Here is a 15,324-nt window from a genome sequence, read left to right on the forward strand (position 1 = left end):
GCGATCCTTGTAATGGCCGAGATGGCGATAAGGGTATTACGTAAGGGTGGGCGTGTGGCGTGGGCCTCACGTTTGGCCACCGGCAGAGGTAGTCGTGATCGCCCACAGCGAACGGATGTCGTCTCGGGGAACATTCCACGGCTCACCTGCATTGAGTCGGCATAGCTCAACTTGACTGCCGAGGGAGAGATCATGGCATCGACGTCCGCACCGCTCACCCTGCCCGTGCTGCCGCTCGACGAGGAGGTCGTGCTGCCGGGGATGGTGGTGCCGCTGGACCTCAATGACACCGACGTACGCGCCGCGGTGGAGGCCGCGCAGGCGGCCGCGCGCGCCGAACCCGGGAAGCCGAAGGTGCTGCTGGTGCCGCGGATCGACGGGACCTACGCGAGCACCGGCGTGCTCGGGACCGTCGAGCAGGTCGGACGGCTGGCGGACGGGGATCCGGGAGCGCTGATCCGCGCCATAGGGCGCGTGCGGATCGGGGCCGGGACCACCGGGCCCGGTGCCGCCCTGTGGGTCGAGGGCACCCGCATCGACGACAGTGTGCCGGAGCCGCTGCCCGGGCAGGTCGTCGAACTTGTCAAGGAGTACAAGGCCCTTGCCACCAGCTGGCTGCGCAAGCGCGGCGCCTGGCAGGTCGTGGACCGGGTGCAGGCCATCGACGACGTCTCCGCACTCGCCGACAACTCCGGCTACTCGCCCTTCCTCACCGTCGAGCAGAAGATCCAGCTCCTGGAGACCGCCGACCCCGTCGCCCGGCTGAAGCTCGCCACCCAGCTGCTGCGCGACCACCTCGCCGAGCAGGACGTCGCCGAGACCATCGCCAAGGACGTCCAGGAGGGCGTCGACAAGCAGCAGCGCGAGTTCCTGCTGCGGCGTCAGCTCGAAGCCGTCCGCAAGGAGCTGCGCGAGCTGAACGGCGAGAAGGACGGCGAGGAGTCCGACGACTACCGGGCGCGCGTCGAGGCCGCCGACCTGCCGGAGGCCGTACGGGAGGCCGCGCTCAAGGAGGTCGACAAGCTGGAGCGGTCCAGCGACCAGTCGCCCGAGGGCGGCTGGATCCGCACCTGGCTCGACACCGTGCTCGAACTGCCGTGGAACGAGCGGACCGAGGACGCGTACGACATCCAGGGCGCGAAGGGTGTCCTCGACGCCGAGCACGCCGGGCTGGAGGACGTGAAGGAGCGCATCACCGAGTACCTCGCGGTGCGCAAGCGGCGGGCCGATCGGGGCCTCGGTGTCGTCGGCGGGCGGCGCGGCGGTGCCGTGCTCGCGCTCGTCGGGCCGCCCGGCGTCGGCAAGACCAGCCTCGGTGAGTCCGTGGCGCACGCCATGGGGCGCAAGTTCGTCCGGGTCGCGCTCGGCGGTGTGCGGGACGAGGCGGAGATCCGCGGGCACCGGCGTACATACGTCGGGGCGCTCCCCGGGCGCATCGTCCGCGCCATCAAGGAAGCCGGGTCCATGAACCCCGTCGTCCTGCTCGACGAGATCGACAAGGTGGGCTCCGACTTCCGGGGCGACCCGGCGGCGGCGCTGCTGGAGGTCCTCGACCCCGCGCAGAACCATACCTTCCGGGACCACTACCTGGAGGTCGAGCTGGACCTGAGCGACGTCGTCTTCCTCGCCACCGCCAACGTGCTGGAGGCGATCCCCGAGGCCCTGCTCGACCGCATGGAGCTGGTCCGGCTGGACGGCTACACCGAGGACGAGAAGGTCGTCATCGCCCGGGACCACCTGCTGCCCCGGCAGCTGGAGCGGGCCGGGCTCGACGCCGACGAGGTCGTCCTCGACGAGAGCGCGCTGCGCAAGCTCGCCGGTGAGTACACGCGCGAGGCGGGCGTACGGAACCTGGAGCGGTCCGTGGCGCGACTGCTGCGGAAGGTCGCGGCCCAGCACGAACTGGGTCAGCGGGAGCTGCCGTTCACCGTCACCGACGGGGACCTGCGCGGGCTCATCGGCCGGCCGCACCATGTGCCCGAGTCCGCACAGGACCCGGCGGAGCGGCGTACGGCGGTGCCGGGTGTCGCGACCGGGCTCGCGGTCACCGGCGCGGGCGGCGACGTGCTCTACGTCGAGGCGTCGCTGGCCGACCCGGAGACGGGCGCGGCGGGGCTGACCCTCACCGGCCAGCTGGGCGACGTGATGAAGGAGTCCGCGCAGATCGCGCTCTCCTTCCTGCGCTCGCACGGCGCGGAGCTGGAGCTGCCCGTCGCCGACCTGAAGGACCGGGGTGTGCACATCCACTTCCCGGCGGGCGCGGTCCCCAAGGACGGCCCCAGCGCCGGCGTCACCATGACGACGGCCCTCGCCTCGCTGCTGTCGGGACGGCTGGTCCGTACGGACGTGGCGATGACGGGTGAGGTCTCGCTGACCGGGCGGGTGCTGCCGATCGGCGGGGTGAAGCAGAAGCTGCTCGCGGCGCACCGGGCCGGTGTGACCACCGTCGTCATCCCGAAGCGGAACGAGGCGGACCTCGACGATGTGCCGGCGGAGGTGCTGGAGAAGCTCGACGTGCACGCGGTCACCGATGTCCGGCAGGTGCTGGAGCTGGCGCTGGCGCCGGCGGAGGTGGGGGTGCCGGTAGCCGCTTGAGGCCGCGGGGTGGGGGTGCGTGCGGGTGAGTGGGCGGGTGCGGGTCCGGTGGGGGGGGGGGGGGGGGGGGGGGGGCCCCCGCGCGGGGGGGGCGGGCGGGGGGGGGGCCCGCCCACGGGGGGGCCGCCGCCGGGGGGGGGGGGCCGGTGGTGGCTCGGGGGGGGGGGCGCCCGGGTGTGGGGGGGGGGGGGGGCCCCCCCCGCCCCCCCCCCCCACCCACCCGCACCCGGCAACGCACCCGACCCGGCCCTTTTCCCCACGTGGCGGTCACCAACCGCTCCCGCCTGCGAAATACTGACCGGCGGGTACCGGAATCGGAAAGCAGGAGCGCTGACGTGCACGACGAGGGCGGAAACGGCGACGGCATCGGTGTCGGGGCCGGCATGGACCAGGCGTTCCTGGCGCTGGAGCGCGAGTTGACGGTCCTGTTGCGGCGCGCCCGTGCCAAGTCCGGGGAGATGGCCCGGGCCGTTCACCCCGACCTGGAGTCCGCCGCCTACGGCCTCCTCGCCCGCCTCGACGAGGCCGGCCGGCTGCGTGCCACCGAACTCGCCGCCTACATCGGCGTCGGCAAGGCCACCATGTCCCGTCAGCTCCGCGCCCTGGAGCACCTCGGTCTCATCGCCCGCGAACCCGACCCCGCCGACGGGCGTGCCTGGCTCGTCCACCTCACGGAGGAGGGCCGGGCCCGCTTCCGTGCGGTCCGGGACGCCCGCCGCGTCGCCTACGTACGGCAGCTCGCCGACTGGGACCGGGACGAGGTGGCCCAACTCGCGCGCCTGCTGCACCAGCTGAACCGGGGCGTCGAGGGCTGAGACCCGAAAGGGCCGCTCACCACTCCACGAACACCACGCTCGCGTCGTCGTGCGTCTTGGCGCGGCCCAGGAACTCCCGCTCCACATCGGTGGCTTCCAGTTCCCGCACGCGCTGCACCAGCCCCCGCGGCCCCGTCTTCCGGACGAGGGTGAGGCAGTCCGCCCAGTCGCCCTCGCGGAACGTCTCCACCCAGCGGCCCGCCCCGTCCGTCAACGCGACCAGCGAGCGGACCTCCTCGCGGGCGACGCTTCCCGTGACCGCCCGTGCGGCGACGGCGGGATCCGCGGCCGCCGTCCAGAATCCGCCCTCCTTGTTCCGCACCGTCGAGTCGACGATCGCGGCCGTCGCGAGCGAGGCCCGGGGCAACCGGGAGAGACGGTCGTCGAGGACGGCCGTCACCGCGCCGTCCGGCCGCTCGAACAGCAGGGCCGAGTCCGACAACACCAGGTACTCCACGGCCGCTTGCGACCAGCGGGCGAGGGCCACTGTGGCCTGTGGGGTTCGTGGGTGAGAAAGGTCACAGGTTTGGACGTGAGCTCGGGCGGTACGGGAAATGGCCTGTGAGAGCACGTCGGGCAAGGGTGAATCCCGCTCCGAAACGGACAGTTCGGTCAGGGTGCCGCCGAGGCGGGAGGTGAACCATGCGACCGAATGTCGACAGCCGTAGCCGTCGGGCGGCGGAGTCACGCCGTCGAGGACGACGAGGGCGCCGCCCTGTCCCCCCGCGGGCAGGGCCACGGACGCGAAGTCCTCGTTGGGGCGAAGGGGATCACCGGGTTCCGAGACGAGTTCCGTGCGCATTCGGCCAGTCTGCACGAGCCCGCCACAAGATCCGTGAAAGGCCGACAACGGTCGCCGTACGCCCCGGACCCTCCAGGAGGGCCGCCGGGTATGGCATGGAATGATCGTGAGCGGTGAAGCGCGGCGGCGAATACTGTCAAAGCGCGTCGCCGACGTCCAACCGGCCCGCCACAGGGGGCATCGGCACGAGCCGGAGGAACTTGCCCGCCAACTCCCCGGGGATGTTCACTCCTTCGGGTGGCGGGACTGATGATGCGGGACCACTGCCCACCGGCACTGGGAGGGTCGGGAGCCGTACCGGGGGGACGGCCGTATTTGACGAGTTGACGGATCGTCACCCGGGCTAATGGGTACACGAGTCAGGAATGCGAGCACCGGTGCAGAAGACGCGGCCTCGGCGCGCAGGCAAGCAGGCAGCTTCGAAGGCCTCCGCGGCCTCCCCGAACCAGCAGGGGACGGCGCAGGCCCCCGCCGTCGGCACCGGGCGGAAGGCGCACGTACGCAACCGGCTCATCGTCGCCGTGGCCGTCGTGGCCGCCGCCATAGCGGGCGCCGGGGCGCCCTCGATCCTCGCCGCCTCGGAGCAACTGCACGACACCCAGCGCCTGGTCACGCTCGCCGAGCAGACCCAGGAGGCGCTCACCCTCGCGCACGCCCTCGCGGACGAGCGGGACGAGGTCACCGCGTACATCGCCGCCGGGCGCCCCAAGTCGGCCGCGCCCAGCGAGCAGCGCGGTGACCGCGTCGACACCCAGGCCGAGGAGCTGAGCGCCGACTCCGACATCTCCGCCGCTCTGCGCGAGGACATCGAGTCCATCGCCGGCGTACGGGAATCCGCGCTCTCCGGGAAGAGCACCGCTCTGGAGGCGCACACGGCGTACACCGCCGTCGTCACCGAGCTCCACGCCCTCGCCGAGGAACTGGCCGCCGAACTGCCGCCGCGCGCGGGCGGCGGCGCCTACGCGCTCGCCGAACTCGACACCGCCGTCCAGCAGGCCGCCGCCGCCCGAGGACTGCTCGTCGCCGCGCTCAGCGTCCCGACGACCACCCAGACGGTCATCGACCCCACCACCGGGCTGCCCACCACCAGGACCGGCGCCTCGGCCGCCGACGAGAAGCAGCGCGACGCCCTCACCGCCGTCGCCCAGCAGGCCCGCGTCCGATCCGACGCCGCCCTCGCCCACTTCCGCGAGACCGCGCCCGCCGCCGGACGCTCCTCCTACGACGCCACGGTCACCGGCCCCGAGGCCGACACCGCCGACAAGTACCTGGCCGACCTCACCGACCAGCCCACGCTCTCCGACAGCGAGGCCGGCACCAGCGCCGAGAAGGTCGGCGCGGCGCTCTCCGCCCGCGTGGACCTGATGCGCGGCGCCGAGTCCTCCCTCTACGACCGGCGCACCAAGGACCTCGCCCAGCTGCGCGACGAGGACGTCACCGCGCTGGAGATCCGGATCGCCGTCCTCGGCGCCCTGATGCTCCTGGCCGTCGGTGTCGCCACCGGCATGGCCCGCTCCCTCACCCGCCCGCTCGCGGTGCTGCGCATCGGCTCCGCCCGCGTCGCCGGCGACCCGGCGAACGAGGAACCGGTCAAGTTCACCGGCCGCAACGACGAGTTCGCCCAGGTCGTGCGCTCGGTCAACGCGCTCCACGCGCACGCCCTCGCGCTGCACGAGCGGCTCGCGCCCCTGGAGGGCGACCGCAAGCACCTCATCGGCCAGCGCCAGACCATGGCCGACGACCGCGACCGGCTGCGCGCCGAACTCGCGGAGGCGACGGCCCATCTGACGAAGGTCCAGCACAGCGTCCACGCCACCTTCGTCAACCTCGCGCTGCGCACCCTCGGCCTCGTCGAGCGGCAGCTCGCCGTCATCGAGTCCCTGGAGGAGCGCGAGCAGGACCCCGACCGGCTCGCCACCCTCTTCAAGCTCGACCACTTCGCCACCGTCATGCGCCGCCACAGCGAGAACCTCCTCGTCCTGGCCGGCCACGAGCACGTCCAGCACCACGCCGGAGCCGTGCCGCTCGTCGACGTCGTCCGCGCCGCGGTCAGCGAGATCGAACGCTACGAACGCGTCCGCATCGCCGCGCTGCCGCCCGGCGCGCATGTCGCCGGGTTCGCCGCCGACGACCTCAGCCACCTCCTCGCCGAACTGATGGAGAACGGTACGTCGTTCTCGCCGCCGGAGATGTCCGTCGAGGTCACCGGCTGGCTGATGGAGAACGGCGAGATCACCCTCTCTGTCCAGGACGGTGGGATCGGCGTCGCCCCCGAGCGGCTCGCCCGGCTCAACTCCCGCCTCACCGACTTCGACCCCGAGGCGCCGTACGAGCAGGAGGACGGCGAGGGTCTCGGCCTCGGCCTGTACGTCGTGGCCCGCCTCGCCCACCGGCTCGGCACCCCCGTCCGGCTCCGGCCGCACGGATCGGGCGGTACCGCCGCTGTGGTCGTCCTGCCCCAGGCGCTGCTGGCCCCCACGCCCGCCGTGCCCGTGGGTACACCGGTCTCCGTCACGCCCCAGTTCTCGCTGCCGGGTGCCGACGCCGAGGCCAACTCCAACGTCCTGCCCGGCCGATCCGTCGCCGTACGCGAGCCCGAGGGCGACGGTGACCCGCTCATCGAGGCGGCCGAGCGGGCACTTCAGGCGAGGGAGGCCGTGGGGACGGCCGCCGACGCCGCAGAGGCCGCCGGGAGCGTCGTACCGGAAGACGACGAACCCGAGGCCGCACCCGGCCCCGACACCGGGGCCGGAACCGGACCCGCGTCCCGGGCCGAGTCCGTGTCCGAGACGACGATGGAGCTCTTCGCTCCGGTGGCCCCGGGGAAGGGCGCCGACGAGGAGAGCGACGAGGACTTCGCCGCTCACGACACCGACCCCGGCACCGACACCGACCGGGACACCGACGGGGACGCCCCCTACCCGGGCGACCCCGACACCCATGAGCGGGCCGCCGACGAGGGGAACTCGGCGCGCGCGACCGAGGGGTCACGGGCCGGGACGGAGGGGCCACGGGGTGATGCGACCCCGCGCCTCACCGACAAGGGCCTGCCCAAGCGCACGCCCAGGATCACCGCGCCGGTGCCCACCACGCCCCGGCCGCGGGTCGGCGGCGTGAACGCCGAGGAGCTGCGCCGTCGGCTCGGCGGGTTCCACCAGGGGGCCAGGGAGGGGCGGCGCGACGTCGAGGCGGAGATCGCCGAGCAGTCGGGTGAGACACGGATGCCCGTGCCGCACGAGTACCGGACAGAGGCAGTTGACACCACGGGGGGCACTTCCGAGGAGGAAAGCAGTTGACCGCGCCCATGACCTTCGGACTGAGCAGTGAAGCCCGCAACCTGCACTGGCTCCTGACCAACCTGGTGGAGGAGGTGCCGGGGCTGCTGTCGGTCGCGGTGGTCTCCTCCGACGGACTGCTGCTGCTCTCCTCCGACCCCGGCAGGAACGCCGCGGCCCGCGAGGCCCGGGAAGAGCGCCCGCAGGGCCCGCGGGGCTCCGCCGCCGACCTGGCCACCATCGTCTCCGGCATCGGCAGCCTCACCATCGGCGCCGCCAAGCTGATGGAGTTCGGCGGGGTCAAGCAGACGATGGTCGCGATGGACCACGGCAGCCTCTTCGTGATGTCGATCAGCGACGGCTCGCTGCTCGGGGTGCACGGCTCACCGGACTGCGACATGAGCGTGGTGGCGTACCACATGGCGCTCTTCGTCGGCCGCGCCGGCCATGTCCTCACCCCGGAACTCCGCAGCGAACTGCGCAAGTCCCTGGAGGCCGAGTCCCCGAGGGAGACCGAGGCGGCCGGGAGCCGGCGATGAGCGGCCCCAGGCAGAACAGGGTGCGGGCCCACGAGCCCGGCCGGGCGAAGCGGCCGCCCGCGACGAAGGGCGCGACGGGCACCAGGAGCACGAAGGGGGCCAAGAAGCTCCCTGTGCGCGGCGGCGACCGCAAACCCGCCCGCGTACGCCCCTACTCGCTCACCGGCGGCCGCACCCGCTTCGGCCACGTCCTGCACGTGGAGACCTTCGTCGCCGTACTCGAAGCCCCGGCCGAGCGGCCGGAGTTGGCTGGGGGTACCGCCCACATGTTCAATCGTGGGGGAGGTTCACTCAACACCAAGGTGATGCCCGAGATGCGGGCCATCGTCGAACTCTGCCGCCGTATGCGGACGGTGGCGGAGATCGCCGCGCTGCTGAAGATGCCGCTCGGCGTGGTCCGCGTCCTCCTCAGCGATCTCGCGGACCAGGGAAAGATCCGTGTGTACGGAACAGGTCACGGACCGGGACAGCCGGACCGCGCTCTGCTGGAAAGGGTGCTGAGTGGACTCCGCCGTCTCTGACGCCGCCTCGGCCGGCGTCAACCCCGACGCCTCGGCCGGCGTCACCCCGGGCGTCAAGGACGACGCCCCCCGCGTCCATGTCGACGCGCACGCCCCTCGTCTCGACGTCACCGCGCCCGGCGCCGACGTGGATCCCGCCCCGCCCGGCGCGGAGACCGAGGAGGAGCTGAAACCCTGGCAGGCCGACCTGAGCCGGGCCCCCATCGCCACGAAGATCGTGGTGGCGGGCGGCTTCGGCGTCGGCAAGACCACCTTCGTCGGCGCGGTCTCCGAGATCACCCCGCTCAGGACCGAGGCGCTGATGACCGAGGCCAGCGCCGGCACGGACGACCTCTCCGCGACGCCCGACAAGCTGACCACCACCGTGGCCATGGACTACGGCCGCATCACCCTCGACGACGACCTCGTCCTCTACCTGTTCGGCACGCCCGGACAGGAGCGGTTCTGGTTCATGTGGGACGACATGGTGCGCGGCGCGATCGGCGCGGTCGTCCTCGCCGACACCCGCCGCCTCGGCGACTGCTTCCCCGCGCTCGACTACTTCGAGAGCTGCGGCCTGCCGTACATCGTCGCGGTCAACGCGTTCGACGGCAGTGTGCGCTACGAGCCCGAGGACGTACGGGACGCGCTGACCGTGCCCGACCATGTACCTGTCATGATCATGGACGCGCGCAAGCGGGCCTCCGCGATGGAGACCCTGCTGGCGCTGTGCGCCCACGCGATATCCCTCAGCCCCGAATAGTCCCAGCGGGACGCCACGGGACGCCACGGACGAACCAGGAGACCTGTCCGGATGCGGAAGATTCTCGTCGTCGGAGCCGGCCAGTCCGGGCTGCAACTGGCCCTCGGGCTCCAGTCGCACGGGTACGAGGTCACACTGATGTCCAATCGCACCCCGGACGAGATACGCGCCGGCCGGATCATGTCCACCCAGTGCATGTTCGACTCGGCCCTGCGCCACGAGCGCGACCTCGACCTCAACTTCTGGGAGTCCCAGGCGCCGAGGATCGAGGGCGTCGGAGTCTCCGTCGCCGGCCCGGACGGGGAGCGCGCCGTCGACTGGGTCGGCCGACTGCGCGGGTACGCACAGGCCGTGGACCAGCGGGTGAAGATGGCCGGCTGGATGGAGACGTTCTCCCGGCGGGGCGGCCAGTTGGTCATCCACGGCGCCGCGGTCTCCGACCTGGACTACTTCTCCCGGGTGTACGACCTGGTGCTCGTCACCGCGGGCAAGGGCGAACTGGTGCGGATGTTCCGCCGTGACGCGGCCCGCTCGCCCTACACCGAACCGCAGCGCGCGCTCGCCGCGGTGTACGTGCACGGACTGGGCCCGCGCCCCGAGCACCCGGAGTTCGACGCGGCCCGCTGCAACCTGGTCCCCGGCGTCGGCGAACTCATCGTCCAGCCCGTCCTCACCACCTCGGGCCGCGCCGACGCCCTCTTCTGGCTGGGCCTGCCCGGCGGGCCGCTCGACGTCTTCGGGGGCGTCCGGGACGCGGAGGAGCAGCTCGCGCTGACCCTGGACCTCATGAAGCGGTACACGCCCTGGGAGTACGCGCGGGCCACGGGCGTCGAGGTGACGGACCCGGGGGCGGCGCTGACGGGCCGCTACACCCCGGTCGTACGGCATCCCGTGGGGCAACTCCCCAGCGGGGGCCTGGTGCTGGGCGCCGGGGACGTCGTCGTGGCCAACGACCCGCTCACCGGGCAGGGGGCGAACTCGGCGACCAAATGCGCGGCCGTGTACCTCTCGGCGATCCTCGACCACGGGGACGGGGAGTTCGACGAGGCGTGGATGCGGCGGACGTTCGAGCGGTTCTGGCGGATCGTGGGGCCGGTCACCAAGTGGACCAACACGATGCTGGCTCCGCCGGCCGGGCATGTGTTGGAGCTGGTCGGGGCGGCGGAGGGGCTACCGGTGGTGGCGGATCGATTCGCCAACGGGTTTGACGATCCGGCGGATTTCGAGGGGTACTTCTACGACGCGGAGAAGACCCGGGCGTATCTCGCCGAGGTCGCGGGGGGTTAGGGCCGGGCGCCTACTGGGTGGGTGCGCGGGATTCGTCGGCGGGTGCGGGTGTGCGGGGCTTCTCGCGCACTTCCCCGCGCCCCTGAGAGCCTTGGGTGCCCTGCGGCTTCGAGGAGCGGGCCTTGTCGGTGGTCTCCGATTTCCTCAGGGCGGCGAGTTGGTCCGGGGTCAGGGAGGCGAGGAGTTCCTCGATCCTGTCCAGGCCGTCGGACGCGGTGTCGTGTTCCCGCCGGTGCTGTTCGGCGAGGGTGAGTTGGCGGTCCAGGGCCACGCGCGCCCTGCGGGCCAAAGCGTCGGTGTCCTGTTCGCTTCCCACCAGGCGCTCGATCGTCTCGGCCCGCTCCCGGGCCACCTGTCCGATCACATGGTTCTGCTCCAGCGCCCGGTGCGGGTCCCGGCTCATCAGCAGCCGGACGTAGGGGGAGAGCGCGGTGCTGCTGTTCTGGTACTGCTGCCGGGCCAGTCGGCCGGCCGCGCCCCGGCTGTCGTGGAGGGAGAGGCGGGCCACCGCGAGACGATGGTCGAGCAGCGCCACCTCGGCGCGCTGTTTCCTCAGGTCCTCGCCGGTCCTCTCGTACGCCTCGGTGGCCTTCTCGGCCTCGCGGTGGAGCCGTCGCAGGTCGGTGAGGAGATCGGCGACCGAGCGGTCCTCCGGGGAGGCGGACTCGGCGGCTGTGCCGGCGGCGGGGGGTTCGGGCGCGGCCATCACGGGCGTGGGGGCGGTGCTGAGGAGGGCGCCGGCCGTGAGAGCCGTGACCGTCGCCGTACCGACCAGGCGCAGAAGCCTTTCTGACACGTCATCACCTCCGGTGCGCAGGTGGGCCGTCCACCTCGCACCGGCAGGATCCGGGGAGAGGGAGACGGGCGCGCGCCGGGTGGACCGTTCGGTGCCGGGGTGTCACTCGTCGGTGGGGCGCGGCCGCGCGGGCGGCGTGGCGGATTGCCCGTCCCCGGTGCCCGGGGCGCCGGAACCCGCCGGGGCGTCCGGCTTGGACCAGGGCCACTTCAGACGGCGCCGGGGGTCCGCGTCCGGGGCGTACTCGTACTTCCACAGCTGGTGCAGCAAGCCGCCCCGACCGGCGTCGACGCGGCGGTAGACCAGCACCGTCGGCGGACCGCCGGCGGCGTCGGGGACCGGGACCCGGTACGTCTTCGGGGGGTGCCCGGTGATGCCGAGCAGCACGGGCAGGACGCGCCCGTCGAGGGGGCCGCCCACGAAGGGGGTGTCTTGGCTCTTCACCGGACCAGTGTCACAGGACCGGTGTCACAGCAGGTGCCCGGCGTCGCCGACCACGGGCAGGACGCGGCGGGCGAGGGAGCCCACGGCGCCGTCGGAGGTCTCCACGGTGAGGGCCTGCCGTATGACGGCGGCGGTCTGCGGGTCGCGGCCGGCGGTGGCGGTGAGACAGGCGACGAACTGCTCCACGAGCCAGTCCCGCAGCTCGCCGATATCCGGCCGCTTGCCCTCGTCGAGCCAGATGAGGGAGGCGGCCTCCACGGAGGTGATCCACATCCGCACGGTCATCCGCAGCCTCAGGCCCGGCTCGGCCACCGCCAGGTGCCGCAGGATGTGGTCGGCGGCGGCCCGCCGGACCCCGTCCACGATGGCTGTCGCCCGGGAGGTCTCCACGACGCTGCCGCCCTGGAGCAGGGCGCTGAAGCCGGTGTCGTGGGTGTCCACGAAGTCCAGGTACCGGTCGAGGGCGCGGGCGAGGCGGCGGGTGAGGGGCCCCTCGGCGGGCTCGTCGAAGCAGTGCTCCAGCTCCTCGGCGGCCGTGCGCAGGGCCGCCTCGTAGAGCTGTTGCTTGCCGCCGGGGAAGTAGCGGTAGACGAGGGGCCGGGAGACGCCGGCCGCCTCCGCGACGTCGTCGAGGGAGACGTCCTCGGGCGCGTGGTGCGCGAAGAGCTCCAGGGCCGCGTCCAGCAACTGGCTGCGCCGCTCTTCGACGCTGAGCCGACGGTATGCGCGGGTGGGGGCGTCGGACGTCATACCCGCAGAGTAGTCGGGGGTGGGTGGGGGCTGCCGAGATCGCGTCAGGGGGTGGGGGTAGGGGTGCGTCGGCGGGTGCGGGTGCGGGTGCGTGGGGGTTGCTCGCGCAGTTCCCCGCGCCCCTGAAAAGCAGGGGCTGCGCCCCGTGCTTTTCAGGCCCGCAGGGCCTGGTCTTTGTCTTTTAGGGGCGTGGGGAACTGCGCGAGAAGCCCCACCGGGCCCGCACCCGCCATCGCACCCGCACCCCCGAGCTATGCGGCGCCCAACCCCCTACCGCAGCAACCCCGAAGACCTCCACATCCGCCGCCCCACCCCCCGCAGCACCCCGATGTCGTCCAGGAAGTCCGTCAACCGCCTCGCCCCGGTCTGCATGATGTCCCGACGGTGCTCACTCGCCCGCACCTGGGCGACAGCCACCCGCTGGTCGAGGCCGACGTTCGCGTAGACCTCGGGGTTGATGAAGGCGACGGAGAAGACGCGGGCGAACTCGCCGGACGTGACGCGGGTGAAGCTCCGGGACAGCCGCGGAGCGGTCACCATCTGGCGGCGCAGTTCCTCTCGGGCGTAGCGGACGTGCCGCGCCTCCTCGACCACATGGATCCGGGTCACGCCCCGCACGAGCGGCTGGACCCGCTCGTCGGGGAAGGTCAGCCGCTGCATCCAGTCGAGGATCTCCTCACCGAGGAGCGTCGCCGTGAAGGAGCCCGGCGTCGTCGAGATCGTCTTGAAGACGCGGCCCAGGTTCTGGTGCAGCCGGCTCACCGGATAGTGCGGGGTGCCGCTCTTGCTGATCAGCCGGGCGAACATCTTCGAGTGCCGGCACTCGTCCTCGATCTCGGTGAGCGCGTAGCGCACGTGCGCGCTGGTCGCGGCCCGGTCGTAGATGTGCCGGACGAGCAGCTGCATGAGGATGATCTCGAACCAGATACCGAGGGAGGCCAGCGCCGCCGCCTCGTGCCGGGACAGCGCGATGCGCTGCTCCTCCGACATCCTCCGCCACATCGGCGTCCCGTACAGGGACACCAGCTCCGGCGGCCAGAACCACTTCCCGTCCTCGAACGGGGCGTCCCAGTCCAGCTCCTTGTCCGGGTCGAAGGAGTGCTTCGCGGAGGAGACGAGCAGCCGCTCGGCCACCTGTTCCCGGTCCTTGAGGAGTCCGAGCGCGTCGCGCAGCGCCTCCGCCTCCGACTCGGGGTTCGTCGAATCCAGCGAGGTCACCGTAGTCATGGCTGTCGCAGCTCCTCGTACGGGATTGCAGGGAGTCACCGGTGTGAGTTACCAGCGGTCACCGCTTATGAGACTACTTGTCAGCAAGGCCGTCAATCCTTCGCGCACGACTTGTGGAGTAGCGTGCTGGCGTGTCCATGCCTCCATCGCCCCAAGGGCCCTACGGTCAGCAGCCGCCGCACCAGGGGCCGTACGGCCAGCAGCCGTACCCGCAACCGCAACCACAGCACCAGCCCCAGCCCCAGCCGTACGGTCAGCAGCCGCAGCCGTACGGTCAGCAGCCGCACACGCCGCAGCAGTACCCGCCGCAGGCGCAGCCGTACGGCGCGCCCCACCCCGCCGGGTGGCAGCCCCCGCCACCGCCGAAGAGCCGGGTGGGGCTGATACTCGGGATCGTCGGCGGGGTCGTCGGGCTCGTGGTGCTGGGGTCCGTGGGCCTGTGGGTCGTCGGAACGCAGAGCACCAGCGGTTTCCCGGAGGCCGAGTACAAGCTGGCCCTGCCCGAGACCGTCCTCGACGGTGAGTACAAGCTGGCCCAGGACCTCTCCGACACCGAGGGACGCCAGGTGGAGGACGAGGCGGAGGGCGCCTTCGACGCCCGCGACGTCACGGCCGCCGTCGCGCAGTACGCGCCCGCGGGCGACGGGGCCGAGGGTGCCCTGATCGTGTCGGGCATGTACGGCCGGTTCAAGAACACCGACGCCGCCCGCGACAACATGCTGAAGGGCGCGGCCGGGGTCAGCTCCATCACGGTGGTCGTGCCGCCCGAGGACTACACCCCGGGCGACTCCGACCTCACCATCAGCTGCCAGGTCGTCACCCAGAACCAGGCCGGCAGCAAGATCACGTACCCCATGTGCGCCTGGGCCGACGGCAACACGGGGGCGTCCGTCGCGGAACTCAGCGTGGAGAGCGTCGGACAGGACGCCTCGAAGGTGGACGTGGAGGCCTTCGCGGAGCGCACCCTCCAGGTCCGCTCCGAACTCCGGCAACCGATCAGCTGAGGACCGCGTCCGGCGCGGCGGGCTCCGCCGGACCCTCCGGTTCCGCCGGGAACGATGTGCGCAACGTGAAGGCGTACGGGGTCGGGCCGTGGGCGCGCAGGTGGAGGATCCGTTCCTCCGCCTCGGCCACGGTGGGCCGGTGCCCTACCGGGACCCACCACAGGGCCGTCATCGCCTCGCTCAGCCGCTCGAACCACTCCCGCCTGCGGGACAGCAACTCCCGGTGCTGCCCCTGGTACATGAAGGCGGTCAGGGCGTCGGTGTCCCGCCACACCGACATGTTGATGATCAGCCACTCGTCCCCGAGGACGGGGATGTCCGTCGCGTTGCCGGAGTCGCTCTGCAGACGCCAGACGAAACCGGGGGAACGGTCCGCGACCGCGTTCACCGGGTCGAGAGCGTCGACGAAGTCCTTCAACAGGGGAGAGTCCAAAGGGGCTTTGAGGCGGGCGATGTTGACCTGGGCGAGTTCGTGCGTGGCGGTCGTCATGGGCGCACGATAGGTCGGGCCGGGGACGGGACCCCAT

The 15,324-nt window shown here is 72.3% G+C and carries 15 protein-coding genes; 8 read left to right on the forward strand and 7 right to left on the reverse strand.

All coding sequences use genetic code 11. The annotated features are described in order from the left end of the window. Positions 1-192: 192 nt before the first annotated feature. Positions 193-2,595 (forward strand): endopeptidase La, encoded by a 2,403-nt coding sequence (gene lon, locus PUR53_RS13525; RefSeq protein WP_329908426.1) that lies wholly within the window; start codon positions 193-195, stop codon positions 2,593-2,595. Between the two features lie 335 nt (positions 2,596-2,930). Continuing rightward, on the forward strand, positions 2,931-3,410 hold the full coding sequence (locus PUR53_RS13530) for a MarR family winged helix-turn-helix transcriptional regulator (RefSeq protein ID WP_329898356.1): 480 nt from the start codon (positions 2,931-2,933) through the stop codon (positions 3,408-3,410). 16 nt (positions 3,411-3,426) lie between these two features. Here the strand turns inward: PUR53_RS13530 and PUR53_RS13535 are convergent, their stop codons facing one another. Continuing rightward, the gene (locus tag PUR53_RS13535) at positions 3,427-4,212 is read right to left on the reverse strand and encodes a protein phosphatase 2C domain-containing protein (RefSeq protein WP_329908427.1); all 786 of its coding nucleotides are present in this window, start codon (positions 4,210-4,212) and stop codon (positions 3,427-3,429) included. A gap of 365 nt (positions 4,213-4,577) precedes the next feature. Here PUR53_RS13535 and PUR53_RS13540 point away from each other — a divergent pair, with 365 nt between their 5' ends. Genes PUR53_RS13540 through PUR53_RS13560 form a run of 5 tightly spaced genes read left to right on the forward strand, consistent with a single transcriptional unit; the run spans position 4,578 to position 10,576 of the window. After that, a complete protein-coding gene (locus PUR53_RS13540) occupies positions 4,578-7,508 on the forward strand; it encodes a sensor histidine kinase (RefSeq protein ID WP_443080299.1) in 2,931 nt (976 codons plus the stop codon). Next, positions 7,505-8,026, forward strand: a complete 522-nt coding sequence (locus PUR53_RS13545) for a roadblock/LC7 domain-containing protein (RefSeq protein ID WP_329898359.1) — start codon at positions 7,505-7,507, stop codon at positions 8,024-8,026. The genes PUR53_RS13540 and PUR53_RS13545 overlap by 4 nt, the downstream gene beginning before the upstream one ends. Beyond that, on the forward strand, positions 8,023-8,547 hold the full coding sequence (locus PUR53_RS13550) for a DUF742 domain-containing protein (RefSeq protein WP_329898360.1): 525 nt from the start codon (positions 8,023-8,025) through the stop codon (positions 8,545-8,547). Before PUR53_RS13545 ends, PUR53_RS13550 begins: the two co-directional genes overlap by 4 nt. After that, positions 8,528-9,289 carry a GTP-binding protein gene (locus tag PUR53_RS13555; RefSeq protein WP_443080300.1) on the forward strand — a complete coding sequence of 254 codons (762 nt, stop codon included), beginning with the start codon at positions 8,528-8,530 and terminating at the stop codon, positions 9,287-9,289. Before PUR53_RS13550 ends, PUR53_RS13555 begins: the two co-directional genes overlap by 20 nt. 51 nt (positions 9,290-9,340) lie before the next feature. Then, positions 9,341-10,576 carry a styrene monooxygenase/indole monooxygenase family protein gene (locus PUR53_RS13560; RefSeq protein WP_329908429.1) on the forward strand — a complete coding sequence of 412 codons (1,236 nt, stop codon included), beginning with the start codon at positions 9,341-9,343 and terminating at the stop codon, positions 10,574-10,576. A 10-nt stretch (positions 10,577-10,586) separates the two neighbouring features. Here the strand turns inward: PUR53_RS13560 and PUR53_RS13565 are convergent, their stop codons facing one another. The 5 genes from PUR53_RS13565 to PUR53_RS13585 form a co-directional block, all read right to left on the reverse strand. Beyond that, complete coding sequence (locus PUR53_RS13565) at positions 10,587-11,372, reverse strand: coiled-coil domain-containing protein (RefSeq protein WP_329908430.1); 786 nt, start codon at positions 11,370-11,372, stop codon at positions 10,587-10,589. Between the two features lie 102 nt (positions 11,373-11,474). Continuing rightward, positions 11,475-11,816, reverse strand: a complete 342-nt coding sequence (locus PUR53_RS13570) for a hypothetical protein (RefSeq protein ID WP_329908431.1) — start codon at positions 11,814-11,816, stop codon at positions 11,475-11,477. Between the two features lie 24 nt (positions 11,817-11,840). Beyond that, entirely contained in the window at positions 11,841-12,566 is a 726-nt protein-coding gene (locus PUR53_RS13575; protein ID WP_329908432.1) for a TetR/AcrR family transcriptional regulator, read from the reverse strand. A gap of 270 nt (positions 12,567-12,836) precedes the next feature. Then, complete coding sequence (locus tag PUR53_RS13580; protein ID WP_329898365.1) at positions 12,837-13,793, reverse strand: AurF N-oxygenase family protein; 957 nt, start codon at positions 13,791-13,793, stop codon at positions 12,837-12,839. Positions 13,794-13,885: 92 nt separating this feature from the next. After that, positions 13,886-14,128, reverse strand: coding sequence for a hypothetical protein (locus PUR53_RS13585; RefSeq protein WP_329908433.1), 243 nt, complete (start codon positions 14,126-14,128; stop codon positions 13,886-13,888). Positions 14,129-14,167: 39 nt separating this feature from the next. On the opposite strand from PUR53_RS13585, the gene PUR53_RS13590 reads away from it, so the two are divergent. Beyond that, positions 14,168-14,797 (forward strand): hypothetical protein, encoded by a 630-nt coding sequence (locus PUR53_RS13590; protein WP_329898367.1) that lies wholly within the window; start codon positions 14,168-14,170, stop codon positions 14,795-14,797. Here the strand turns inward: PUR53_RS13590 and PUR53_RS13595 are convergent. Next, positions 14,790-15,287 (reverse strand): DUF3291 domain-containing protein, encoded by a 498-nt coding sequence (locus PUR53_RS13595; protein ID WP_329898368.1) that lies wholly within the window; start codon positions 15,285-15,287, stop codon positions 14,790-14,792. The two genes, PUR53_RS13590 and PUR53_RS13595, sit on opposite strands and share 8 nt — an antisense overlap. Positions 15,288-15,324: the final 37 nt, after the last annotated feature.

It is taken from the genome of Streptomyces sp. SP18BB07 (assembly GCF_036322545.1).
Classification (GTDB): Bacteria; Actinomycetota; Actinomycetes; order Streptomycetales; family Streptomycetaceae; genus Streptomyces; species Streptomyces deccanensis.